We start from the raw sequence: 24109 nt of genomic DNA on the forward strand, positions 1-24109 counted from the left end.
GGGGCGGTCAGAGGAACGTCCGGCCCTCGCCACGATAGGTGGGCACGGTCGCCGTGACCGCGTCCCCCTCGACGAGGTGCAGCTTCTCGAACCGCTCGCACAGCTCGCCCGCCTTGGCGTGCCGGAACCACACCTTGTCGCCGACGAGGAGGTCGTCGGCGGGCGAGCCGAGCAGCGGGGTCTGCACCTCCCCGGGGCCCTCCTGCGGGTCGTACGACAGTCCCTCCGGCAGGTACGGCACCGGCAGCCGGTCGCGGCCGGCGGCGCCGGAGGCCGGATAGCCGCCGCCGAGCACGGTGACGACACCCACGCCGGGCCGCCGGACCACGGGCTGCGCGAACAGGGCCGCCGGACGCCCGCTGAAGGACGTGTAGTTGTCGAAGAGCCGAGGCACGTACAGCCCCGAGCCGGCCGCGATCTCGGTCACCGCGTCCTCGGCGGCGGTGTGCTGCACGCTGCCGGTGCCGCCGCCGTTGACGAACTCCAGGTCCGGGACGACGGCCCGGACCGCCCGGACGACCGCGGCCCGCCGCTCGGCCAGCTCCCGCCGGGCGGCGGACTGCATCAGCCGGATCGCCCGCGAGCGCAGCGGCCGGCCGGCGACCGCGTCCCCGACCCCGGCGACATGCCCCTCGTACGCCATGATCCCGACCAGCCGGAAGCCCGGCCGCCGGGCCACGGCCCGGGCCAGGTCGGCGAGTTGGGCGGGCGAGTGCAGCGGCGAGCGCCGCGCCCCGACCCGCACCCGGCCGCCCAGCAGCTTCAGCGAGGTGTCCAACTCCAGGCAGACCCGGACGAGTTCGCGTCCGCCGTCACGGGCGGCGTCGATGAGATCGAGGTGCGCCGGGTCGTCGATCATCACGGTCACGGCACCGGCCAGCTTGGGATCGGCGGCCAGCTCGGCGAATCCCGTCCGGTCGGCCGAGGGGTAGGCCAGCAGGATGTCGTCGAACCCCGACCGGGCGAGCCACAGCGACTCGGCCAGGGTGTACGACATGATGCCCTGGAAACCGTCCCGGTCCAGGACCCGTTCCAGCAGGGCCCGGCAGCGCACCGACTTGCTGGCGACCCGGACGGGCTTCCCGGCGGCGCGGCGGACCAGATCGGCCGCGTTGGCGTCGAAGGCATCCAGGTCCACGATCGCGAGAGGGGCGTCGAGATGGGCGGTGGCCCGGTCGTAACGGGCCCGGTCGGCGGCAGGCGCAGTCATGACGGAAGCCTGCCAGACAGGATTACCGCAGGGTAGGGGGACGTTCCGGGCAGATGCCCCGGCCCCGTGGACTGGTTCTGTTTCTCTCCCCGACAACCCGTAGAGTGACGCGCACGTACGGCGGAAACGCACCCGGCGCTCCAGGTGAACCGGGATGCCCGTCCGGCCGTACGGGTATGCGTGCCCGGGAGAGCTTGCAGGAGCCCTCGGGCGCGGCCGAGCAGCAGGACGGCCCGCGTACGAGGAAGCGGCCCGGGCACGAGGAAACGGGGGGTGCATGAGCACGGAAGCGCGGCACGCCCCCGTCCCGCCCCGCCCCTCGTCTCCGCCGGCCCGCCCCACCGACGCCGCGGCCGAGCCGCCGCTGCGGGGCACGGTCCCGCGCCCGGCCGGCAAGGCGCCGGTCGACGACCTCGACGACGAGCCGTCGGTCTTCAGCCCGCGCGGCGTACGGCCGGCCGGCCCGACCGCGCGTGCCGAGGGCGCCGGAGCCGGTGGGACCGACCAGGGGGCGGGGGACCCCCGGCGCGCCGACCGGTCCGGAGCGGCGAACGGTCCCGTTCCGGGGCGGGTGCCGGCGTCCCGGCCCTCGGCGGTACCCGAGATCACCGATCCCGTGAGCCCACCGCCGCCCCCCGCCTCGGCCAGGTTTCCCGACGCACCGCCGGCCACGGGTCGCGCGGCCCGCAACGGCGGCGCTGGTCCGACGCGCCCCGGCGACCGATTCGCCCGACCGACGAACCCGGGGACCTCGCCGAACATGACGGTCCCGGGGAGCCAGGCGGCACCTTCAGCCCCGCCCAGGCCGGGAGCGCGGCCGGCCCCGCCGAGGCCGGGGGCATCGGCAGTCCCGTCAAGCCCTCCGGCCCCTTCTGCCCCGCCGATCCCGGCGAGCTGGCCGAAGCAGGCAGCCCCGACCTCCGACGCTTCGGCAGTCCCGGCTAGCCCGGAAGCGCCGTCAGTCCCGCGAAGCCCGGAAGCGTCGGCAGGCCCGCAGACCCCGGCGGGCCCGACAGGCCCGCTGAGCCCTTCTGCCTCTTTTGCTCCCCCTGTCTCAGCTCCTCCGCATGCCCCGGCGACCCCGCCGACCCCGGCAGCGGCGGCAGCCCCGCCGAGGCCTGCTGCGCCTCCTGCCTCTGCTCCGCCAGTCCCGTCGACCCCGCCGGCCTCGCCGAACCCGGCCGGCCGGTCATCGCAGGCAGACCCGGGAAGGGCGCCTGCCTCGTCGACCCACGAGAGGCGGGCAACGCAGGCCGCGACGGCTGTCCCGCCGAGCCCTACTGCTCCGCCGGCCCCGGCCGGCCGGGTGTCCCAGGCGGACCCGGGGAGCCCGGCAACCCCGTCAGCGCAGGCCGCCTCCGGTGGGATCGGCGCGGAGACCACCGCCCGGCTGCGGCCCGGCAGGACGTCAGGGCGGGAGGCCGTCCCGGCGGAGACGCCGTCGGAGACGACCGCGCGGCTCCGCCCGATTCGGTCTGCGGCCTCAGTGTCCTCGCCTCCGTCGGCGCCGGGTCCCGGGTCCTCCGCCGCCGTCGGCCGTACCCGTCCGGGGGCCGGTGCGCGTGCCTGGAGTCCGCTGGGGTCCGTCCATCCCGACCCGGCGTACTCCTGGAGCGCCGCGGCGGACGGCCGGCCCGTCCTGTCGTTCGTGGAACCCGAGCGCGCGTGGCCCCGGGTGGGGCCGCGTACCGTCGCCGTCGCCGCCTGTCTCGTGCTCGGTCTCGGGCTCATCGGCGGGGCCGTGACCGGGAGTTGGCTCACCGGCGACGGCGGGGACGGCGGCGCCGGGAACGCGTTCAGCACCGCCGGGACGCTCTGGCACAACGTGCCCGTGGACGACCTGTTCCCGCCCACCGTGCAGGGCACGGGCGCCGGACCCGGCGGTGCCGACCGCACCTGGACCCGGATCGCCGTGGCCCCGGACAGCGGCTGCGACCACGCCTTCGACCCGTTGCTGCACAAGGCCCTCGCCCCCGTCGGCTGCCGACGCCTGCTGCGCGCCACCTACACCGACGCCACCCAGAGCTACGTCACCACCGTCGGCCTGCTGTTCACCAAGGCCGACCCCGCCGCCATGTCCGCGCTCGCCGCCCGCTTCCGCGACGAGCACCTGGACCGGCGCGCCGACCTGATGCCCCGGCCGTACGCCGCCGCCGGCACGCCCGCCGCCGCCTTCGGCGACCGGCAGCGGGCCTCCTGGACCATCTCCGTCCTCACCGACGCCCCCGTCGTCGCCTACGCCGTCTCCGGCTGGGCCGACGGCCGCACCGTCGACGCGCCCCAGCCCACCGCGGACGCCGTCCGCTCCGGTGCCACCACGGCCCCGGCCCAGGCCGGACTCGGCAACGAGGCCCAGGGCCTGGCCGACCGCATCGAACGGCGCCTGCGCAAGACCGTCGGCACGGCCACGGAGAAGCCTTCATGAGCCGATCGAAGGCTGCCTCCGCGGTGAGCCTGCTGCTCGCCGGTGCCCTCGCCCTGCTGCCCGCCACCGCCGCCCACGCCGACGGCATCCGCGACCAGCAGTGGGCCCTGTCCGCCCTCGACCTGGACGAGGCCTGGCAGACCACCAAGGGCCGGGGCGTCACCGTCGCCGTCCTGGACACCGGTGTGGAGGCCGACCACCCCGACCTCGCCGGCAACGTCCTGACCGCCAAGGACATGATCGGCTTCGGCGCCGGACCCGGCGACCGGAACTGGGCCCGGCACGGCACCGCGATGGCCGGGATCATCGCCGGGCACGGCCACGGCCCCGGCGGCACCGACGGCGTCATGGGTGTCGCCCCCGAGGCGAAGATCCTGCCGGTCCGGGTGATCCTGGAGGACGGCGACTCCGCCCGCGCCAAGGCCCGTACCACCCGTGGCAGCGCCCTCGCCGACGGCATCCGCTGGGCCGCCGACCACGGCGCCGACGTCATCAACCTCTCCCTCGGCGACGACTCCGACTCCGCGCACCCCGAGCCGAGCGAGGACGAGGCCGTGCAGTACGCCCTGAAGAAGGGCGTGGTCGTCGTCGCCTCCGCGGGCAACGGCGGCGACAAGGGCGACCACGTCTCCTACCCGGCCGCCTACCCGGGCGTCATCGCCGCCACCGCCGTGGACAAGTACGGCACCCGCGCCGCCTTCTCCACCCGCCGCTGGTACGCGGCCGTCAGCGCGCCCGGCGTCGACGTCGTCATCGCCGACCCCGACCACAAGTACTACGCGGGCTGGGGCACGAGCGCGGCCTCCGCCTTCGTCTCCGGCGCCGCGGCGCTGATCAAGGCGGCCCACCCCGGCCTCGCCCCGGCCCAGATCAAGAAGCTCCTGGAGGACACCGCGCGGGACGCCCCGGTGGGCGGCCGGGACGACTCCCGGGGCTTCGGCATGATCGACCCGGTGGCGGCCCTGAAGGCGGCCGACCGCCTCAAGCCCCGAAGCCGCCCGGGCGCGGGCTCGTACGGCGAGAAGTACTTCGGCGCCGGACCGGACACCCCCAGGGCCACGAGCGGCGCCTCCGACTGGGCGGCCCCGCTCGCCGGCGGCGCGGGCGGGGTCCTCCTGGTGGCCGGGGTGATGCTCTGGCGGGGCCGCCGCCGGTCGGCCTGAGCCGCTACCCGGCGATGTACCCGATCTCCGGGGCGTCCGCGCAGCTGGAGATCGAAGAAGGCCCGCACGGTGGCCCGTACGGCCGCCACCGCCCGGTCGGCGGGGATCGTGCCGACCAGCAGGCGCAGCCGCTCCCGGAACGGCGGCCAGGTCGGGTCCATGACGGCCGCCGCGGCACCGCCCCGCGAGTGCCCGAGGGCGCCGGCCCGCGTGAGGTCCAGGGTCCCGCACAGCCCGCGGGGGACCGTCCGCCGCTCCGCGTCGGGGTTGCCGCCCCGGTTCAGGACGGCCGGCTGATCCAGTACGAAGCGCAGGCCGACGGCGCGCACCGCGACCGCCGCCGCATCAGCCGGTGCCGAACGCCGACACCGCCGCCCGCGCCGCCGCCTCCACCAGGGAGACCCCCTTCGCCTGCGTCGCCGTGCCGTTCGACAGCACCGCCACCAGATAGTCCGTCCCGTCCACCGTCACCCGGCCGATGCTGTTGACGATCCAGAGGCCCGTCGTACTGCGCGCCAGCCAACCGTTCTTCAGGGCCCAGGAGTTGCCCTCGGCGGCGGCCGACACCCCCCACTGCTGATCCGCCTCGACGGACTTCATCAGCGCCTGGAGGTACGTCCGAGAGGCCGCGCTCAGCTTCGAGTCCGCCCCGAACACCTGCTGGAGCAGCACCAGTTGGTCCGCCGCGGTGGTCCGGGTCAGCCCCCACAGCTCACCGTCCCCGCCCGAGGTCCCGGTCAGCCCGAAGCGCTTGTTCGCCGCGTCCAGCCCGGCCGCCCGCCCGATCGTGTGCCACAGCTCCGTCGCGGACGCGTTGTCGCTGTTGTCGATCATCTTCGTGGCGTACGCCCGCTCGGCCGCCGTCAGCCGCCGGCCCGCGTCCTGGGCCTGGAGCAACAGCGCGGCCAGGATGTCGACCTTGACGATGCTCGCCGTGTCGAAGACCGCGTCGCCGTACACGGCGCTCTCGCCCGAGTCCACTGCCAGGACCGCCGCCGACACCTTCGCGCCCGACGGCACCGTGACCTTCGCCATCGCCGCGCTCAGGCTCGCGTCCCGGTCCGGAACCGGCCCCGTCATCGATGCCTCCTCACCCGCCCCGGCCGCGGAGCCGGCCGACGGCGCCGGTGCCGACGATACGGCCGCCGTTCCCGAGTGCGCCCGCGCCCGCACACAGGCCGCGCCTCCGGCCGTGACCCCGCCCACGGCGACCACGGCGAGAGCGGCGTACAGCAGCGGACGGCGCCGGGGCGGGCGCGCACGGCGGCCACGGCGGGCTCCGGGGGACTCCATGCCCGCGATGCTCGGGGCGGCTCCTGTGCACCCCGTTGGACGGACCTGGGAGTCAGGTCAGGGAATGCCCGGATTCCTGTGAAGACTCCCGTGCGGCGGGCCGGTGACGTGCCTATAGGGTCGGTGACCGTGGCGAACAAGAACATTCCCGACCCCGGCTTCTCCGGCGACGACGGCTCCGCCGACCCCCGGCTGAGCGCCGCGCTCGCCGCCTGGGCCGAGGACCGCAGCGCCCTCGGGCCCGTCCTGGAGGCGCTCAAGGATGCCCGCCTGCTGGTCCCCGTCGTCGCCGTGCTCGGCGAGGTCGAGGAGGACGAGAACGGTCTGCGCCGCGAGAAGACCAGCGACATGGCCGTACCCACCCTGAAGGCAGGTCACCGCACCGCGCTGCCCGCCTTCACCTCCACCGACTCCCTCGCCCGCTGGGACCCCGAGGCCCGCCCGGTCGCCGTCCCCCTGCACCAGGCGCTCCAGGCCGCCGCGCACGAGAAGGCCGACACGGTCGTGCTCGACCTCGCCGGACCGGTGCCGTTCGAGCTGACGGGACAGGCGCTGCTCGCCCTCGCCGAGGGCCGTACCAGCACCGACCCGCTCGCCGACCCGGCCGTGATCGAGGCCGTCCGTACGGCGGTGGCGGCGGAGCCCGCCGTGCTGCGCGCCCACCTCGGGCCCGGGCAGGCCGACGGCACCCTGGCCCTGGTCCTCGACCCGGCCGCGCCGCCCGCCGAGACCGCCCGCGCGGTCGCCGAACGGCTGGCCGCCGACGAAACACTGCGGGCCCGCCTGGTGCGGGGCCTCGACCTGGCACTGCTGCCGGCCGGGACCACGCCCCCGGGCGAGCCCTTGTACGTGAAGGGATAGATCAGCTGTAGACGGGGCCGGTGTACTTCTCGCCGGGGCCCTGGCCCGGGTCGTCCGGGACGACCGACGCCTCGCGGAACGCCAGCTGCAGCGACTTCAGGCCGTCGCGCAGCGGCGCCGCGTGGAAGGAGCTGACCTCGGTCGCGCTCGCGTCCAGCAGACCGGCGAGCGCGCTGATCAGCTTGCGGGCCTCGTCCAGGTCCTTGTACTTCTCGCCCTCCTCGCTCAGCCCGAGCTTCACGGCGGCGGCGCTCATCAGGTTGACGGCGACCGTCACGATCACCTCGACGGCGGGGACCTCGGCGATGTCCCGGGTCATCGCGTCGAAGTCGGGGGACTCAGGAGGGGTGTCACTCATGCCCCACACGATATGCGGTGCGCGGGCAAGCCCCGGCGCAGCCCTCGGACAGCCCCCGACAGGCCCCTCCGATTAGCTCTTGACCACCGTTGCTGGTAGCCTCGTGTAACGACCGGCTGGACATGTGCCAGCCCACAAGTGGAGGCTCCGATCTCCCACCTGACCGTCCCCCGGGACGGCGGGTCACCCGGTCAGGCGGCCACCATCGTTCCGTACGGACGATGGAGTCGCCCGAAAGTGCGCCCCGCGGTCACCGCGGCGGTGTTCCGGTAGTCATTGGAGCCCCGCCTGTGATCGTCCGGGGCATTTTTTGTGCGTCGGCGCGGTTAGGTCTTACGAATAAAGACGTTACGCGGCTGTCCGCCAGACCGCCGTGTGGTGCTACCGAGGAGGATCCATCAGCGCCGAGCCCCGCATCAACGACCGGATTCGCGTTCCCGAGGTGCGACTTGTCGGTCCCAGTGGCGAGCAGGTGGGCATCGTCCCGCTGGCCAAGGCACTGGAGCTTGCGCAGGAGTACGACCTGGACCTGGTCGAGGTCGCGGCGAACGCCCGTCCGCCCGTGTGCAAGCTCATGGACTACGGGAAGTTCAAGTACGAGTCGGCCATGAAGGCCCGTGAGGCGCGCAAGAACCAGGCGCACACGGTCATCAAGGAGATGAAGCTCCGGCCGAAGATCGACCCGCACGACTATGACACCAAGAAGGGTCACGTCGTCCGGTTCCTCAAGCAGGGCGACAAGGTCAAGATCACGATCATGTTCCGTGGTCGCGAGCAGTCCCGCCCCGAGCTGGGCTACCGACTGCTGCAGCGTCTCGCGGAGGACGTCCAGGACCTCGGTTTCGTCGAGTCGAACCCGAAGCAGGACGGCCGAAACATGATCATGGTCCTCGGTCCGCACAAGAAGAAGACCGAGGCGATGGCCGAGGCCCGTCAGGCGCAGGAGGCCCGCAAGGCCGACGCGAAGGCGAACCCCGGAAAGTCGCAGAACCCTGCCGAGGCTGAGGCACCGTCCGAGGAGCCCGCCGAGGCGTGATCCCGGGGGACGCGAGTCCCCGAGGATGTAACCGAAACAAGAGCGACGCTCCACCGTGCCCGGTTTTCACGGCCGGGCACCGGAGCGCCACCGACGAGGAGATAACGGCGCTATGCCGAAGAACAAGTCGCACAGCGGTGCCAGCAAGCGCTTCAAGGTCACCGGCTCCGGCAAGGTGCTCCGCGAGCGCGCCGGCAAGCGCCACCTGCTCGAGCACAAGTCGTCCCGCGTCACGCGTCGCCTCACCGGCAACGCCGAGATGGCCCCGGGCGACGCCGCGAAGATCAAGAAGCTTCTCGGCAAGTGACGTGAGCGGCGCTCGCACCGAGCGCCGTACGTCTGGACCGGGACCCAATCGTTTCCGGGTCGTGTGAGTCTGAGTCCACTCCACGGCCCCGCTACAAGGAGTTAAAAAAGTGGCACGCGTCAAGCGGGCAGTGAACGCCCACAAGAAGCGCCGGGCGATCCTCGAGCAGGCCTCCGGCTACCGCGGTCAGCGTTCGCGCCTGTACCGCAAGGCCAAGGAGCAGGTCACCCACTCGCTGGTCTACAACTACAACGACCGCAAGAAGCGCAAGGGCGACTTCCGTCAGCTGTGGATCCAGCGCATCAACGCCGCTGCCCGCGCCAACGGCATCACCTACAACCGCTTCATCCAGGGTCTGAAGGCCGCGAACGTCGAGGTCGACCGCAAGATCCTGGCCGAGCTGGCCGTGAACGACGCGAACGCCTTCGCGGCGCTCGTCGAGGTCGCGCAGAAGGCGCTGCCGTCGGACGTCAACGCGCCCAAGGCTGCGTGACGCTGCGCTGGCTCTGAGCCGACGTTCACTGTAGGACCCGCAGGCTTCCTGGCTTGCGGGTCCTGTTGTTGCGGGGCCTCAGCCGCTGGTTCTCGGCCGCGGGTCCGTTGTGGCTCGTCGCGCCCACGCGGCGGAGCCGCATATCGACACAGCCCCGCGCTCCTTCGGGGCGCAGAAGAAGAAGACTCTCTGAAGGTGAAGAAGAGGATGGCTCCCGTCAGCCCCGAGCTGATCTCTCCCCGGTCCGCCCGTGTGTCCGCCGCTCGGCGGCTCGCCAAGCGGAACTTCCGGGGCAAGGACCGGCTGTTCCTGGCCGAGGGGCCGCAGGCCGTCAGGGAGGCCGCCGGGCACCGGAACGCGGACGGGGCCGCGACGCTCGTCGAGCTGTTCGCCACCGTCGAGGCCGCGGAGCGGTACGCCGACATCGTCCAGGAGGCCCGCGACGCGGGCGCCCGGGTGCACCTCGCCTCCGAAGAGGTCATCGCCGAGATCTCCACCACCGTCACCCCGCAGGGGCTGGTCGGGGTCTGCCGGTTCCTGGACACCCCCTTCGAGGAGATCCTCAAGAGCCGGCCCCAGCTGGTCGCCGTCCTCGCACACGTACGCGACCCCGGCAACGCCGGCACCGTGCTGCGCTGTGCCGACGCCGCCGGCGCCGAGGCCGTGATCCTCACCGACGCCTCCGTCGACCTGTACAACCCCAAGGCCGTCCGCGCCTCCGTCGGCTCGCACTTCCACCTGCCCGTCGCCGTCGGCGTCCCCGTCGAGCAGGCCGTCGCCGGGCTGAAGGCGGCCGGGGTGCGCATCCTCGCCGCCGACGGGGCCGGCGACCGCGACCTGGACGAGGAGCTGGACAAGGGCACCATGGGCGGCCCCACCGCCTGGGTGTTCGGCAACGAGGCCTGGGGGCTGCCGGAGGAGACCCGCGCCCTCGCCGACGCCGTCGTCCGCGTCCCCATCCACGGGAAGGCCGAGAGCCTGAACCTCGCCACGGCCGCCGCCGTATGTCTCTACGCGTCGGCCCGTGCGCAGCGCGCCTCCGGAGGGTGCCGCACCGTCACCGAGAGCTAGTAGGGTGACCAGCTCGGGGCCCTGCGCCGTCTGAGAGGTGGGGGATGAGTGTGGCCGGCACGAGCACCGCGCCGGAGGGACGGGACGCGCGACGCGCATCCCTGCCCGGCCAGGGCGATCCTGTGGGTCTCGACCCCGACCAGCTGCCCGACGGCCTCGTCGTCGCCGACGAGCACGGCCGCGTGACCTGCTTCAACGCCGCCGCCGCGCGTATCACCGCGGTACGGCCCGCCGACGCCCTCGGGCAGTCCCTGGAGAAGGCGCTGCCGTTGGAGGACCTGGAGGGGCGCCGCTGGTGGCAGCTCACCGACCCCTACGGCGGGCTCGCGATCCGGGTACGGCAGCCGGAGCGCAACCTGCTGCTGCCGGGCGGCCGGGAGGTGCTCGTCTCCGCCCGCTATGTGCGCGACGCGCCGCTGGGCCCGGTGCGCCGCGTGGTCGTCTCCCTGCGGGACACCGAGGCCCGCCGCCGTACCGAGCGCAGCCACGCCGAGCTGATCGCCACCGTCGCCCACGAACTGCGCTCCCCGCTGACCTCCGTGAAGGGCTTCACGGCCACCCTGCTGGCCAAGTGGGAACGCTTCACCGACGACCAGAAGCGCCTGATGCTGGAGACCGTCGACGCCGACGCCGACCGCGTCACCCGGCTCATCGCCGAGCTGCTGGACATCTCCCGGATCGACTCCGGACGGCTGGAGCTGCGCCGCCAGCCCGTCGACATCGGCGCCGCCGTCTCCCGGCACATCCAGGCCTATGTCGCCGCCGGCCAGCCCGCCGACCGCTTCCTGCTCCGCATCGAACAGCCGCTGCCCGCCCTGTGGGCCGACCCCGACAAGATCGACCAGGTGCTCAGCAACCTCATCGAAAATGCCGTGCGGCACGGCGAGGGAACCGTCACCATGGACGTCACCCCCTGCGCATCCCCGCGCGAGGGCGAAGAAACCGGCACGTCGGTCACGGTGAGCGACGAGGGGCCCGGCATCCCGGAGGAATCCATGAACCGCGTCTTCACCCGCTTCTGGCGGGGCAGCAAGCGCGGTGGCACGGGTCTCGGGCTGTACATCGTCAAGGGCATCGTGGAGGCCCATGGCGGCACGATCACGGTCGGCCGCGCCCCCGGCGCCGGCGCCGAGTTCCGATTTACCCTGCCCGTGAGCGCGCCGGCGTATCTCGCCTGAGAACGCCCGAGCCGCCCGCGGGCGCATTCGTCTGCCTCCACCCCGTTAGACTCGGCCTTTGGCACCTTTGTGTCCTTCACACGGCCACATGGCCCAGCAGTCGGTGACGGGGACCATCCGCCAGCCAATCGGAAGCACGGGAAGAGATGTCGGCACCCAATAAGTCGTACGACCCTGTCGAGGTCGAGGCGTTGAAACCGGAAGAGATCGAGCGCATGCGGGACGAGGCGCTCGCCGCCTTCGCCGCCGCGGACTCCCTCGACGCGCTCCACGAGGCCAAGGTCGCCCACACCGGCCCCGCCTCCCCGCTGGCCCTCGCCAACCGCGAGATCGGCGCCCTGCCCCCGCACGCCAAGGCCGAGGCCGGCAAGCGCGTCGGTATGGCCCGCGGCGCCGTCAACAAGGGCCTCGCCGCCCGCCAGGGCGAGCTGGAGGCCGAGCGTGACGCCCGCGTCCTGGTCGAGGAGGATGTCGACGTCACCCTGCCCCACGACCGCGTACCGGCCGGCGCCCGGCACCCGCTGACCACGCTCTCGGAGCGCATCGAGGACATCTTCGTGGCCATGGGCTACGAGGTCGCCGAAGGCCCGCAGGTCGAGGCCGAGTGGTTCAACTTCGACGCCCTGAACATCGGTCCGGACCACCCGGCCCGCGGTGAGGCCGACACGTTCTTCGTGCAGGGCGAGGGCGGCGGCACCGAGTCCGGTGTCGTGCTGCGCACCCACACCTCGCCCGTCCAGGTCCGCTCGCTGCTCGACCGTGAGCTGCCGGTCTACGTGATCTGCCCGGGCCGCGTGTACCGCACCGACGAGCTGGACGCCACCCACACCCCGGTCTTCCACCAGGTCGAGCTGCTCGCCATCGACGAGGGCCTGACCATGGCCGACCTCAAGGGCACCCTGGACCACATGGTGCAGTCGCTGTTCGGCGAGGGCATGAAGACCCGGCTGCGGCCGAACTTCTTCCCCTTCACCGAGCCGAGCGCCGAGATGGACATGCTCTGCTACGTGTGCAAGGGCGAGTCCGTCGGCAACCCCGACCGGCCCTGCCGCACCTGTTCCAGCGAGGGCTGGATCGAGCTGGGCGGCTGCGGCATGGTCAACCCGCGGGTCCTCACGGCCTGCGGCGTCGACCCGGAGAAGTACAGCGGTTTCGCCTTCGGGTTCGGCATCGAGCGGATGCTGATGTTCCGCCACAACGTCGAAGACATGCGAGACATGGTCGAGGGTGACGTCCGGTTCACCCGGCCGTTCGGGATGGAGATCTGATGCGGGTCCCGCTTTCTTGGCTGCGGGAGTACGTCGACCTGCCGGCGACCGAGACCGGCCGTGACGTCCAGGCCAAGCTCATTTCGGCCGGTCTGGAGGTCGAGACCGTCGAGCAGCTCGGCGCCGACCTCAAGGGTCCGCTGGTCGTCGGCCAGGTGCTGACCATCGAGGAGCTGGAGGGCTTCAAGAAGCCGATCCGCTTCTGCACCGTCGACGTCGGCCAGGCCAACGGCACCGGCGAGCCCCAGGAGATCGTCTGCGGCGCCCGCAACTTCGCCGTCGGTGACAAGGTCGTCGTGGTCCTCCCGGGCGCCACGCTGCCGGGCGGTTTCTCCATCTCCGCCCGCAAGACCTACGGCAAGACCTCCCACGGCATGATCTGCTCCACCGACGAGCTGGGCATGGGCGACGACGGCACCCACGGCATCATCGTGCTGCCGCCGGAGACCGAGGTCGGCAAGGACGCCATCGAGCTGCTGGAGCTGGTCGACGAGGTCCTGGACATCGCCGTCACCGCCAACCGCGGCGACTGCCTGTCCATCCGCGGTGTCGCCCGCGAGACCGCCATCGCCTACGGCCTGCCGCTGCGCGACCCGGCCCTGATCGACGTACCGGCCCCGAACGCCTTCGGCTACCCGGTCCAGGTCTCCGACCCCGCGGGCTGCGACCGCTTCACCGCCCGCACGGTCACCGGCCTGAGCCCCGAGGCGCGCTCCCCGATCTGGCTGCAGCGCCGGCTGCAGAAGGTCGGCATGCGCCCGATCTCGCTCGCCGTCGACGTCACGAACTACGTGATGATGGAGCTGGGCCAGCCCCTGCACGCCTACGACCGCAAGCTGGTCCACGGCACCATCGGGGTGCGCCGGGCCGAGGAGGGCGAGAAGCTCGTCACCCTCGACGGCGTCGAGCGCACGCTGCACGCCGAGGACCTGGTCATCACCGACGAGCGCGGCCCGATCGGCCTGGCCGGTGTCATGGGCGGCGCCCACACGGAGATCGCAGACCACGCGGACGCCGCGAACGCGACCACCGACGTGGTCATCGAGTCGGCCCACTTCAACGCCGTGTCGATCGCTCGTACGGGCCGTCGCCACAAGCTGCTGTCCGAGGCGTCCCGCCGCTTCGAGCGCGGTGTCGACCCGCAGGCCGCCGCTGCCGCCGCGCAGCGCACGGTGGACCTGCTGGTGCTGCTCGCGGGCGGCACGGCCGAGGCCGGCGTCACCGAGGTCATCGCGCCCTCCGCGCCGCACACGATCACCGTCCCGGCCGACCACCCGGACAAGGTCGCGGGCGTCGACTACGGCCGCGAGACGGTGGTGCGCCGCCTCCAGGAGGTCGGCTGCGACGTCTACGGACAGGACGAGCTGATCGTCACCGTCCCCTCGTGGCGGCCCGACCTCGTCGACCCGAACGACCTCGCCGAGGAGGTCATCCGCCTGGAGGGCTACGAGAACCTGCCCTCCACGCTGCCCAGGCTTCCCTCGGGCCGCGGCCTGACCCACCGCCAGCGGCTGCACCGCCGGGTCGGCCGGGCGCTGGCCGGCGCGGGCTACGTCGAGGCCCCGAACTACCCGTTCCTCGGCGAGCAGGTCTTCGACCAGCTCGGCCTGGCGGCCGACGACCCGGCCCGCCGTGTCGTGAAGCTGGTCAACCCGCTCAACGACGAGGAGCCCGCGCTCCGTACGACGCTGCTGCCCGGCCTGCTGGGCGCGCTGCGCCGCAACGACGGCCGGGGCTCGCGCGATCTGGCCCTGTTCGAGACCGGGCTGGTGTTCCACCCCCGCGAGGAGCGGCGTGCCGCCACGCACCTGCCCGTCGACCGGCGCCCGACCGACGAGGAGATCGCCGCGCTGAACGCCGCGCTGCCCGAGCAGCCGCGGCACGTGGCCGTCGTCCTCGCGGGTGCCCGCGAGCAGGCCGGCTGGTGGGGCGGTGGCCGTCCGGCCGGATGGGCCGACGCGGTCGAGGCGGCGCGCGCCGTCGCCCGTGAGACCGGTGCCGACCTGGTCGTGCGCAAGGGCCAGTACGGTCCCTGGCACCCCGGCCGCTGCGCCGAGCTGGTGGTCGTCGCCGACGGCACGGAGCAGGTCCTGGGCCACGCGGGAGAGCTGCACCCGCGGGTCGTCAAGGCCCTGGGGCTGCCCGAGCGCACCTGCGCGATGGAGCTGAACCTGGACGCCCTGGAGGCGGTCGGCGACGGCATCCCGCAGGCGCCGCGCATCTCCGCGTTCCCGGTCGCCACGCAGGACGTCGCGCTCGTCGTCGACAGGCCGGTCCCCTCCGGCGAGGTCGAAGCGGCGCTGCGGGAGGGCGCGGGCGAGCTTCTTGAGTCCATCCGGCTGTTCGACGTGTACGAGAACGCCGAGCAGCTGGGGGACGGGAAGAAGTCGCTGGCGTACGCGCTCCGCTTCCGTGCGGGGGACCGCACGCTGACCGTCGACGAGGCTTCGGCGGCCCGGGACGCCGCGGTCGCCCTCGCGGGCGAGCGGACCGGGGCGGTGCTTCGGGGCTGATCGCCGTGGGGGTTCAGGTGCGCGGCCGGCTGCGGGTTGTGTGTGGCTGGTCGCGCCCACGCGGCGGAGCCGCATAGGAAACACAGCCTCGCGCCCCTTGGGTGTTGACCCCCTTCTCAGCTGCATAAATCCAGGTTGGTTGGGGCGTTCTCACTCGATCGGGTGGGAAACAGCGGCGATCTGACCCACCCAGGCCATGCCTGTCGACAGAATCGGACCGGCCTTTCGGGGTCGGTCCGTCTGCTCTGTCAGGGCCCACATGGGGGACCAGAGGCATGATCCGCATCAAGGCACGGGCGCCCACCGCGCGAGGAGCCGTACTGCCCACGCTCTGGGGAGCCGCCGCGGTCGGCTACAAGTTCGGCTGCCCGCTCGCCCAGCAGGACGGGCTCGGGGCGCGCATCGTCACCAGCGCCGTGTTCTTCGCCGTGGGCACCGGCCTCATATTCCATGTCCGCCGCGCCCTGCTGCGGGAGCTGCGGCTCGCCCGGCGGGCGGCGCGCGCCGCGCAGAACGTCGTCCTGCGTCCGCTGCCGCCGCGCCTCGACGAGATCGACGTCGCCGCCGCCCAGCTCTCCGCCGACCGGGGCGCGAGCGTCGGCGGCGATCTGTACGAGGCGATCGCCACCGAGCACGGGGTCCGGGTGGTGATGGGAGATGTCCGGGGGCACGGTCTGGCCGCCCTCGGCACCGTCGCCGCCCTCCTCGGCAGCTTCCGCGAGGCCGCCCACGACGAGCCCGAACTCGGCAGCGTGCTGCGCCGGCTGGACCGCGCCCTCGCCCGGCACCTGCGCGAACGGGCCCGTGCCGAACACCCCGCGAACGGCGCCGCGGATCCCGACAACCCGGTCGCCGAGGAGTTCGTCACCCTCCTGCTCCTGGAGATCGACCGGGACGGCGAGCTGCGCGCGCTCAACTGCGGCCATCCGTGGCCGTATCTGCTCAGCGGTACGACGGCCGAGCTGCTGTCGTGCACCGATCCGCTCCCGCCGCTGGGCCCGTTCCCGCTGCCGGCGGAGCTGGAGTCCCTGCCCTGTCGCAGGCTGCTGCCGGGGGAGTCCCTGGTCCTCTTCACGGACGGCGCGGAGGACGCGCGCGACAGCCGGGGGCGGTTCTTCTCCCTGCCGCACGTGTTGCGCGAGGTCGTGCATGATCATCCGGTGTCCCCGCAGACGGTTCTGCGCATGGTCTTCGGCGCCCTCCTGCACCACACGGGCGGACGGCCCACGGACGACATCGCGGTCCTGGTCCTGCGCAACGGCCGGAAGGAGGCGCAGCTGTCCGGGGCGCGGAGCGGCTCCACCGCGCGGGCTCGATCTGCGAGGCACCCGTGGCCGACGACGCGTCACTAGGCCCGTGGTCGCCCGGCCAAGCCACCGCTTTTCGAGGGGGAGCCGGCGGCTTGGCCGGCACCTCAGTCAACCGGCGGGCCACGCTGAGCGACAGTGCGCGCACAGCCCGGATACGGGCACTCCGTTCACACCCCGTGTGAAGACGAACCCACTACGCTGACCGCACCAGGCCACTCGGGGGGCATCCCATGCAGCCCAACACTCTGCTCGACGCCATCCTGGACGAGGCGGGAATCTCGCACGCCGGTCTCGCCGCCCATGTCAACCAGGCCGGCCGCGCCCGCGGTCTCGCCCTGCGCTACGAACACACCGCCGTGGCACGGTGGTTGAAGGGCCAGCGGCCACGCGGCCAGGTACCCGACCTGATCTGCGAGGTGCTCGCCGCCCGCCTCCACCGTCCCGTCACCCTCGACGACATCGGCCTGGGACTGCCCGGCGAGCCCGGCACCTCGCACACCGGCTCGCTGAACGGCTTCGTGGAGCGGGCCACCGCGCTGTGGCGGTCGGACGAACAGCAGCGGCCCCATGTGCTGGGCGCCCCCGCCGTCACCGGCACCCCGGCCGTGATGCCGGTGTGGGAGTGGGAGAACCCGCCCGAGGACGTCGACGTCTCCCGGGGCGGCCGGCACCCGGTCACCGCGGCCGACATCGAGATGCTGCGCGCCGCCCGGACGCACTACGAGCAGATGTACCGCAAGGCCGGCGGGGTCGCGACCCGGACCCGGATCGTCGGCTTCCTCAACGCCGAGGCCGCGCCGCTGCTGCGCGGCGGCTACACCGACGCGACCGGGCGTCAACTGCACAGGGCGACGGGCGGGCTGGTCGCCATCGCGGGGATCTGCGCGTACGACTCCGACGCCCACGGACTCGCCCAGCGCTACTTCCACCAGGCGCTGCGGCTGGCCAAGGCCAGCGGGGACCGGGGGCTCGGCGCCTACGTGATCGCTCTGCTGGTCAACCAGTCGCTGTTCATGCGGGAGTACCGGCAGGCCGTCGCCTTCGCCGAGGCCGCGCTGCGCGCCGCCGGCAGACACATCACCCCGGCGCTCGCCTCCGACCTGTACGCGATGCAGGCCAAGGCGTACGCCCATCTCGGCGACGGCGGCAGCGCGTTGTCCTGCATCCGGCGCGCGGAGACGACGGCCGAGCGGATCCGCCGGGGCCACGAGCCCGACGAGACCGGGTACGTGCAGCCGGGACTGGTCAATGTGCAGGTGGCCGAGGCGCTGCTCAGCCTCGGGGAACTCGCCGCCGCCCGGGAGCACGCGGCGGCGGCCGTCGACAACCCCGCCCACGACCGGGGGCGGGTGCACCGGCTGGCCATGCTCAGCACCATCGAACTGCGCCAGGGCAACGCCGACAAGGCCGTGGCCACCGCCGTGCAGATGGCGGAGCAGGCCCGGGGAATGGAGTCCCAGCGGCTGCGCGACAGACTCCGCGCGGTACGCGAGCATCTGGTGCGCTGCGGCTCGGCCGGCACCGCCGAGGCCGCCGAACTCATCGACGGAGCGCTGCGCGTACCGCTGTAGGCCCACTGTGGGTGCGCCGTCCCTGCTGCGATATTGCCACTTACTCGGCGGAAGGTGGCAGAACCGTGCAGTGGACGAAACAGAACGAACAAACTGTGTATGAAAACCGCTGGTTCAGCGTCAATCTCGCAGATGTCGAGCTGCCGGACGGCCGGCACCTGGACCACTTCCTGATCCGGCTGCGCCCGGTGGCCGTCGCCACGGTGGTCAACGAGGCGAACGAGGTGCTGCTGCTGTGGCGGCACCGCTTCATCACCGACAGCTGGGGATGGGAGCTGGCCGCGGGTGTCGTCGAGGACGGCGAGGACATCGCGAGCGCGGCGGCCAGGGAACTGGAGGAGGAGACCGGCTGGCGGCCGGGGCCCCTGCACCACCTGATGAGCGTGGAGCCGTCCAACGGCCTCACCGACGCCCGGCATCACATCTACTGGTCCGACCGGGGCGAGTACGTCGGACACCCCGTGGACGACTTCGAGTCGGACCGGCGGGAATGGGTTCCCCTCAAACTCGTCCCCGACCTGATCGCCCGTGGGGAGGTCCCGGCCGCCAACATGGCGGCGGCGTTACTGCTGCTGCACCACCTCAGGCTCGCCGAGGGCTAGTGGGCGGCCAGCGCCTGCCAGATCGTCACCACGAGCGCGCCGAGCGCGGTCAGCGCGGCGAGCGAGGGCAGCGGCCAGCGTGCGTGTTCCAGCGAGGCCATCCGGGAGTTCAGCTCGTCCAGTTCCTTGGCGGTCTCCTCGGTGCGGTGACGCAGCAGCGCCAGCCCTCCCTCGACACGGGCGTAGGCCACGTCGAGGCGGCGCCGTAACTCTGCGAGTTCTCCATGGACCACGGGATGCTCCGGTTCGGCGGTCACGGGTCCGCTCCTTTCGGTAGTCGAAATGGGTGGTTCCGCATCCCTTGCATGCGCATGCAGAGTCAACTCGCCTGGTGGGCGCGTGGGGAGCGTGTGTGGCGGGCATATGCGGGCCCGGCGCGCACACGGTGTGTGAAACAGATGGGCCCGGCACCGAGATCCGGTGCCGGGCCCACGGCCGTCGCCGTCCGTAGTCAGCTGTAGGTGTAGAAGCCCGAGCCGGTCTTCCGGCCGAGCCGGCCCGCCTCCACCATGCGCTGGAGCAGCGGGGGAGCGGCGTACAGCGGCTCCTTGTACTCGGCGTACATCGAGTTGGCGATGGAGACGATGGTGTCCAGGCCGATCAGGTCGGACAGCTTGAGCGGGCCCATCGGGTGGGCGCAGCCCATCTCCATGCCGTTGTCGATGTCCTCGCGGCTCGCGATGCCCGACTCGAACATCCGGATCGCGGACAGCAGGTAGGGCACGAGCAGCGCGTTGACCACGAAGCCGGAGCGGTCCTGGGCGCGGATGGCGTGCTTGCCGAGCACCTTCTCGGCGAACATCTGGGCGCGGCTGAGGGTGCCCTCGGAGGTGGTGAGCGCCGGGATCAGCTCGACCAGCTTCTGCACCGGGGCCGGGTTGAAGAAGTGGATGCCGACGACGTGGTCGGGGCGGGAGGTGGCGACCGCCAGCTTCACCAGCGGGATCGAGGAGGTGTTGGAGGCCAGGATGGCGTCCGGCCGGGTCACCACCTGGTCGAGCACCTGGAAGATCTCGGTCTTCACCGGCTCGCTCTCCACGACGGCCTCGATCACCAGGTCACGGTCGGCGAACTCGCCGAGGTCCGTGGTGAAGCCGAGCCGCCCCTGCGTGTCGTCCCGCTCCTCCTCCGTGATCTTGCCGCGCTCGGCGGCCTTGGCCAGGGAGTTGAGCAGCCGGGTACGGCCGATCTCCAGGGCCTCGCCGGTGGTCTCGGCGACCTTCACGTCCAGTCCCGCGCGGGCGCACACCTCGGCGATGCCCGCGCCCATCTGGCCGCAGCCCACGACTCCGACGCGCGCGATATCTCCCGATGGGAAGCCTGTCACATCGACCCCTTCGCTGGTTCTCCGGCTCGCTGGCAGGACCTCCGGGTTCGGCGCCTGCTCCGATCGTGCACGTTACCGCCAAGTATCGATGATCGATCGCCCGGGTGGGGGCATCCTGAAGCCCGGAACGATCCGTGACGGAGCGGATCCGGAGCGTATGGGGGTGTGCAGATGGAGCGCATGTCGCGGCGGGCCTTCGCACGTGCCGCGCTGTCCACGCTGGCCACGGCACCGGGCGTGGCGGCCTCGGGTGCCCGGGTCCCGGTTCCCGGCGCGGCGGGCGAGGCCGTCCTGATCCCGGCTCCCGGCGCGACGACCGAGCGTGTCGCCGTTCCGGGCCGGAGCGCGTCGGTCGCCGAGGGAGCCGCGGCCTTCGGGCCGTACGGCCGGCCGCGCGAGACCTCCGAGCTGCGGGGCGTGTGGATCGCGACCGTCGTCAACCGGGACTGGCCCTCGCGGCCCGGCCGCACGGCGGCCGAGCAGCGGGCGGAGCTGATCGCCCACCTCGACCGGGCGGTCCGCGACCGGCTCAACACGGTGATCCTCCAGGTACGGCCCACGGCCGACGCGCTGTGGCCGTCCCCGTACGAGCCCTGGTCGGAGTACCTCACCGGCACCCAGGGCAGGAACCCGGGCTGGGACCCGCTGGGCACGGCCGTGACGGAGGCGCACGCCCGGGGCCTGGAGCTGCACGCCTGGTTCAACCCGTACCGGATCGCGAACCACACCGACCCCGCCCGGCTGGCCGCCTCGCACCCGGCCCGCGAGCACCCCGACTGGGCGGTGCGCTACGGCGGCCGGCTCTACTACAACCCCGGCCTGCCCGCGGTCCGCGCCTTCGTGCAGCAGGCCATGCTCGACGCGGTCGCCCGGTACCCCGTCGACGCCGTCCACTTCGACGACTACTTCTACCCCTATCCGGTCGCCGGACAGACCTTCGACGACGACGAGGCCTACGACCGCCACGGCGGAGCCTTCCCCAGCCGGGCCGCCTGGCGCCGGGACAACATCGACACGCTGGTGCGGGAGATGGCCGCCGGCATCAAGCGCGTCCGGCCCGGCACCCGGTTCGGGATCAGCCCCTTCGGGGTGTGGCGCAACGCGACGAGCGACACGCGCGGCTCCGACACCCGGGCGGGCATCGAGACGTACGACGACCTGCACGCGGACACCCGCGCATGGGTGCGCAACCAGTGGATCGACTACATCGTCCCGCAGCTGTACTGGCACATCGGCAACGCCGACGCCGACTACGCCGAGCTGGTCAGGTGGTGGGCGGAGGTCGCCAAGGGCACCAAGACGCACCTGTACGTCGGCGAGGCCCTGTACAAGGCGGGTGCCGCGGGGCAGCCGTCGGCCTGGCAGGATCCGGTCGAGCTGTCCCGGCACCTCACCCTCACCGCGAGGTACCCGCAGGTGCGCGGGCACGCGTTCTTCGCCGCCAGGGACGTGGCGGCCGATCCGATCGGGGCGATGGCGCGGGTGGTCGCCGACCACTACCGGGGGCCGGCGAAACCACCGCGGTGACTACTTCGGCTGTTCGTCCTTGTGCTTGACCTGGCAGTCGGGCCCCGGAGACATGATCGACTCGTGTCCGTTCTCGGCCCGGACGCGGTAGGGCGGGTTGCCCTCGGGGCCGAGTACTTCGACGACTTCCACGACATGGTCGTGCTGGCCGACCACCCTGCCGTGCCTGACAAGCCGGTCGCCCTTGGATGCGTGCATGTGACAGGCCTCCTCACGATCACGACCGCTGGGTGACGGCGATGCACACGAGCACAGCCACGGCTGTCAGGGGAGCAGCCGCCGTGAAGTGCTCGCCGAGCAGCAGCGCCGACCACACCAGTGTGAGCAGGGGCTGAGCCAACTGCAACTGGCTGGCCCGGGGGATGCCGATGGCCGCCATTCCCCGGTACCAGACGAGCAACCCCAGGAACGTCGAGCCGACCGCCACCCACGCCAGGCCCACGACTCCGTGGACGCTCAGGCGCACCGGCTCGTACGACAGCGCCAGCGCCGCGGCCGGGACGGTCAGCGGCAGGCACAGCACCAGCGCCCAGCCGATGACCTGCCAGCCCGGCATGACCCGGGCCAGCCGGCCGCCCTCGGTGTACCCGGCCGCGCACACCAGCAGCGCCCCGAACAGACAGCCGTCGGCCGCGGTGAGCGCGCCGCCGCTCTGGCCGACGGTGAAGGCGAGCACGGCCACCGCGCCCGCCACCGCCGCCAGCCAGAACCGGCGGGAGGGCCGGGCGCCGGTGCGCAGGGCCGAGAACACGGCGGTGGTCAGCGGGAGCAGCCCCACCACGACGGCCGCGTGGGCGGTGGTGGACGTCTGCAGGGCGAGCGTGGTCAGCATCGGGAAGCCCAGCACCACTCCGGCGGCGACCACCGCCAGGGGGCCGAGATGACGCCGGGCCGGGAGTCGCACCCCCATCGCGAGCAGACAGCCGCCGGCGACGAGCGCGGCGAGGACTCCGCGCACCGCCACCAGCGACCAGGGGCCGAAGCTCTCCAGGCCCCAGGCGGTCGAGGGGAAGGTCAGCGAGAAGGCGGTCACGCCGAGGGCGGCCTGGACGGTGCCGAGGCCCTGAGGCTCCCGGGGAGCGATGACTGCTATCGGACTCGCGGTAGTAGCGCTACTCTGTGCTCTCATGGAACAGCGTAGCAGCGTGGCTGAACTGGCACAGCAGCTTCGGGGTGAGCTCGACCGCTACTCGCCTGGTGGAAAGCTGCCGTCGAGTCGGGCGCTGGTCGAGCGGTTCCGGGTGAGCCCGGTGACCGTCTCGCGGGCCCTGGCCCAGCTCGCCGCCGAGGGGCTGGTGGTCACCCGGCCGGGCGCCGGCGCCTTCCGGGCCCGGCCGCACACGCCTCAGACCCCGGCCGGGGACACCTCCTGGCAGGAGGTCGCGCTGAGCGCCGCCGGCGCCGCCGAGCTGGTGCCGCGCACGGTGGACGCCTCGGGCGTCACGGTCTCGCTGGCCGCCCCGCCTCCCGGGGTGCTGGAGTTCAGCGGCGGCTATCTGCATCCCTCCCTGCAACCGGAGCGGGCCATGGCGGCGGCCCTGGCCCGGGCCGGGCGGCGGCCCGGCGCCTGGGGGAGACCGCCGCTGGAGGGGCTGCCGGAGCTGCGGGAATGGTTCGCGCGCGGGATCGGGGGCGCCGTCACGGCCGCCGAGGTGCTGATCGCGGCGGGCGGCCAGGCCGCCCTGGCCACCGCCCTGCGCGCGCTCGCCCCGCCCGGCGCCCCGGTGCTCGTGGAGTCGCCCACCTACCCGGGCATGCTCGCCCTCGCCCGCGCGGCCGGCCTCAGGCCCTTCCCGGTGCCCGTGGACCCCGACGGGGTGCGCCCCGACCTGCTCGCGGACGCCTTCCAGGCCACCGGCGCCCGCGTCTTCGTCTGCCAGCCGCTGTTCCAGAACCCGACCGGCGCCGTACTGGCGCCCGCCCGGCGCGCCGAGGTGCTGCGCATCGCCCGCGAGGCCGGTGCGTTCGTCGTCGAGGACGACTTCGTCCGCCGGCTGGTGCACGCCGACGCGGGCCCGCTGCCCCGCCCGCTGGCCGCCGAGGACCCGGACGGCGTGGTCGTCCACGTCGGCTCGCTGACCAAGGCGACCTCGCCCAGCTTCCGGGTGTGCGCCCTGGCCGCGCACGGGCCGGTGCTGGAACGCCTGCGCGCCATCCAGGTCGTGGACAGCTTCTTCGTCCCCCGGCCGCTCCAGGAGGCCGCCCTGGAACTGGTCGGCTCCCCGGCCTGGCCCCGCCACCTGCGGGCGCTGTCGGCCGAGCTGAAGTCCCGCCGCGACGCCATGACGGGCGCGCTCGCCCGGCACCTGCCCGAAATCGCCCTGCCGCACATCCCGTCCGGCGGCTACCAGCTGTGGGTGCGGCTCCCCGAGGGCACCGACGAGACGGCACTCCAGTCCGCCGGCCTGCGTGCGGGCGTCGCCCTCACCCCCGGCCGCCCCTACTTCAGCGCCGAACCCCCCGCCGCCCACCTCCGCCTGAGCTTCGCGGCGGTGGCCGGTACCGGGGAGATCACGGAGGGGGTACGACGGCTCCGGGCGGCGTACGACGAGGTGCTGCGAAATCCACTCGTCACGGCGCAGCCGGGCCTGTGATG

The 24109-nt window shown here is 73.1% G+C and carries 22 protein-coding genes; 15 read left to right on the forward strand and 7 right to left on the reverse strand.

Annotated elements, in window-relative coordinates; translation table 11 throughout:
- Nucleotides 1-7 precede the first annotated feature (7 nt).
- Nucleotides 8-1210, reverse strand: a complete 1203-nt coding sequence (locus tag ABZ937_RS17275; protein ID WP_361692521.1) for an amino acid deaminase/aldolase — start codon at nt 1208-1210, stop codon at nt 8-10.
- A gap of 1486 nt (nt 1211-2696) precedes the next feature.
- On the opposite strand from ABZ937_RS17275, the gene ABZ937_RS17280 reads away from it, so the two are divergent.
- On the forward strand, nt 2697-3635 hold the full coding sequence (locus ABZ937_RS17280; RefSeq protein WP_361692524.1) for a hypothetical protein: 939 nt from the start codon (nt 2697-2699) through the stop codon (nt 3633-3635).
- On the forward strand, nt 3632-4798 hold the full coding sequence (gene mycP, locus ABZ937_RS17285) for a type VII secretion-associated serine protease mycosin (protein WP_361692527.1): 1167 nt from the start codon (nt 3632-3634) through the stop codon (nt 4796-4798). Before ABZ937_RS17280 ends, mycP begins: the two co-directional genes overlap by 4 nt.
- Before the next feature lie 345 nt (nt 4799-5143).
- On the opposite strand, the gene ABZ937_RS17290 is transcribed toward mycP, so the two are convergent.
- The gene (locus ABZ937_RS17290) at nt 5144-6091 is read right to left on the reverse strand and encodes a serine hydrolase (protein ID WP_361692530.1); all 948 of its coding nucleotides are present in this window, start codon (nt 6089-6091) and stop codon (nt 5144-5146) included.
- A gap of 129 nt (nt 6092-6220) precedes the next feature.
- On the opposite strand from ABZ937_RS17290, the gene ABZ937_RS17295 reads away from it, so the two are divergent.
- A complete protein-coding gene (locus ABZ937_RS17295) occupies nt 6221-6952 on the forward strand; it encodes an SseB family protein (RefSeq protein ID WP_361692533.1) in 732 nt (243 codons plus the stop codon).
- A 1-nt stretch (nt 6953) separates the two neighbouring features.
- On the opposite strand, the gene ABZ937_RS17300 is transcribed toward ABZ937_RS17295, so the two are convergent.
- The gene (locus tag ABZ937_RS17300) at nt 6954-7310 is read right to left on the reverse strand and encodes a DUF1844 domain-containing protein (RefSeq protein ID WP_361692536.1); all 357 of its coding nucleotides are present in this window, start codon (nt 7308-7310) and stop codon (nt 6954-6956) included.
- Between the two features lie 373 nt (nt 7311-7683).
- On the opposite strand from ABZ937_RS17300, the gene infC reads away from it, so the two are divergent.
- The 10 genes from infC to ABZ937_RS17350 all read left to right on the forward strand — a co-directional run bounded on the left by infC (nt 7684) and on the right by ABZ937_RS17350 (nt 18659).
- Complete coding sequence (gene infC / locus ABZ937_RS17305; protein WP_041667362.1) at nt 7684-8346, forward strand: translation initiation factor IF-3; 663 nt, start codon at nt 7684-7686, stop codon at nt 8344-8346.
- Between the two features lie 112 nt (nt 8347-8458).
- Nucleotides 8459-8653, forward strand: a complete 195-nt coding sequence (rpmI, locus tag ABZ937_RS17310) for a 50S ribosomal protein L35 (RefSeq protein ID WP_004933563.1) — start codon at nt 8459-8461, stop codon at nt 8651-8653.
- Nucleotides 8654-8762: 109 nt separating this feature from the next.
- On the forward strand, nt 8763-9146 hold the full coding sequence (rplT, locus tag ABZ937_RS17315; RefSeq protein ID WP_006141703.1) for a 50S ribosomal protein L20: 384 nt from the start codon (nt 8763-8765) through the stop codon (nt 9144-9146).
- Between the two features lie 207 nt (nt 9147-9353).
- Complete coding sequence (locus tag ABZ937_RS17320) at nt 9354-10217, forward strand: RNA methyltransferase (RefSeq protein ID WP_361692539.1); 864 nt, start codon at nt 9354-9356, stop codon at nt 10215-10217.
- Between the two features lie 44 nt (nt 10218-10261).
- Nucleotides 10262-11395 (forward strand): ATP-binding protein, encoded by a 1134-nt coding sequence (locus tag ABZ937_RS17325; RefSeq protein WP_361692542.1) that lies wholly within the window; start codon nt 10262-10264, stop codon nt 11393-11395.
- A gap of 146 nt (nt 11396-11541) precedes the next feature.
- Nucleotides 11542-12663, forward strand: a complete 1122-nt coding sequence (pheS, locus tag ABZ937_RS17330; protein WP_361692545.1) for a phenylalanine--tRNA ligase subunit alpha — start codon at nt 11542-11544, stop codon at nt 12661-12663.
- Complete coding sequence (gene pheT / locus ABZ937_RS17335; RefSeq protein WP_361692548.1) at nt 12663-15176, forward strand: phenylalanine--tRNA ligase subunit beta; 2514 nt, start codon at nt 12663-12665, stop codon at nt 15174-15176. Before pheS ends, pheT begins: the two co-directional genes overlap by 1 nt.
- A 275-nt stretch (nt 15177-15451) precedes the next feature.
- A complete protein-coding gene (locus tag ABZ937_RS17340) occupies nt 15452-16528 on the forward strand; it encodes a PP2C family protein-serine/threonine phosphatase (RefSeq protein WP_361692551.1) in 1077 nt (358 codons plus the stop codon).
- 188 nt (nt 16529-16716) lie between these two features.
- The gene (locus ABZ937_RS17345; RefSeq protein ID WP_361692554.1) at nt 16717-18057 is read left to right on the forward strand and encodes a transcriptional regulator; all 1341 of its coding nucleotides are present in this window, start codon (nt 16717-16719) and stop codon (nt 18055-18057) included.
- 65 nt (nt 18058-18122) lie between these two features.
- Nucleotides 18123-18659 carry an NUDIX hydrolase gene (locus ABZ937_RS17350; protein WP_189397287.1) on the forward strand — a complete coding sequence of 179 codons (537 nt, stop codon included), beginning with the start codon at nt 18123-18125 and terminating at the stop codon, nt 18657-18659.
- Here the strand turns inward: ABZ937_RS17350 and ABZ937_RS17355 are convergent.
- A complete protein-coding gene (locus ABZ937_RS17355) occupies nt 18656-18916 on the reverse strand; it encodes a hypothetical protein (protein ID WP_361692557.1) in 261 nt (86 codons plus the stop codon). The two genes, ABZ937_RS17350 and ABZ937_RS17355, sit on opposite strands and share 4 nt — an antisense overlap.
- Nucleotides 18917-19110: 194 nt before the next feature.
- Nucleotides 19111-19986, reverse strand: a complete 876-nt coding sequence (locus ABZ937_RS17360; protein WP_361692560.1) for a 3-hydroxybutyryl-CoA dehydrogenase — start codon at nt 19984-19986, stop codon at nt 19111-19113.
- Nucleotides 19987-20151: 165 nt separating this feature from the next.
- Between ABZ937_RS17360 and ABZ937_RS17365 the strand changes: the two genes are divergently transcribed.
- Entirely contained in the window at nt 20152-21513 is a 1362-nt protein-coding gene (locus tag ABZ937_RS17365; RefSeq protein ID WP_361692563.1) for a family 10 glycosylhydrolase, read from the forward strand.
- Here the strand turns inward: ABZ937_RS17365 and ABZ937_RS17370 are convergent, their stop codons facing one another.
- The gene (locus ABZ937_RS17370) at nt 21514-21711 is read right to left on the reverse strand and encodes a DUF1918 domain-containing protein (RefSeq protein ID WP_361692566.1); all 198 of its coding nucleotides are present in this window, start codon (nt 21709-21711) and stop codon (nt 21514-21516) included. It abuts the gene before it with no gap.
- A gap of 19 nt (nt 21712-21730) precedes the next feature.
- The gene (locus tag ABZ937_RS17375; protein WP_361692569.1) at nt 21731-22642 is read right to left on the reverse strand and encodes a DMT family transporter; all 912 of its coding nucleotides are present in this window, start codon (nt 22640-22642) and stop codon (nt 21731-21733) included.
- On the opposite strand from ABZ937_RS17375, the gene ABZ937_RS17380 reads away from it, so the two are divergent.
- Entirely contained in the window at nt 22641-24107 is a 1467-nt protein-coding gene (locus ABZ937_RS17380) for a PLP-dependent aminotransferase family protein (protein WP_361692572.1), read from the forward strand. The genes ABZ937_RS17375 and ABZ937_RS17380 overlap by 2 nt on opposite strands.
- The last annotated feature ends 2 nt before the right edge of the window (nt 24108-24109 follow it).

It is taken from the genome of Streptomyces sp. NPDC046727 (genome assembly GCF_040645635.1).
GTDB lineage: Bacteria > Actinomycetota > Actinomycetes > Streptomycetales > Streptomycetaceae > Streptomyces.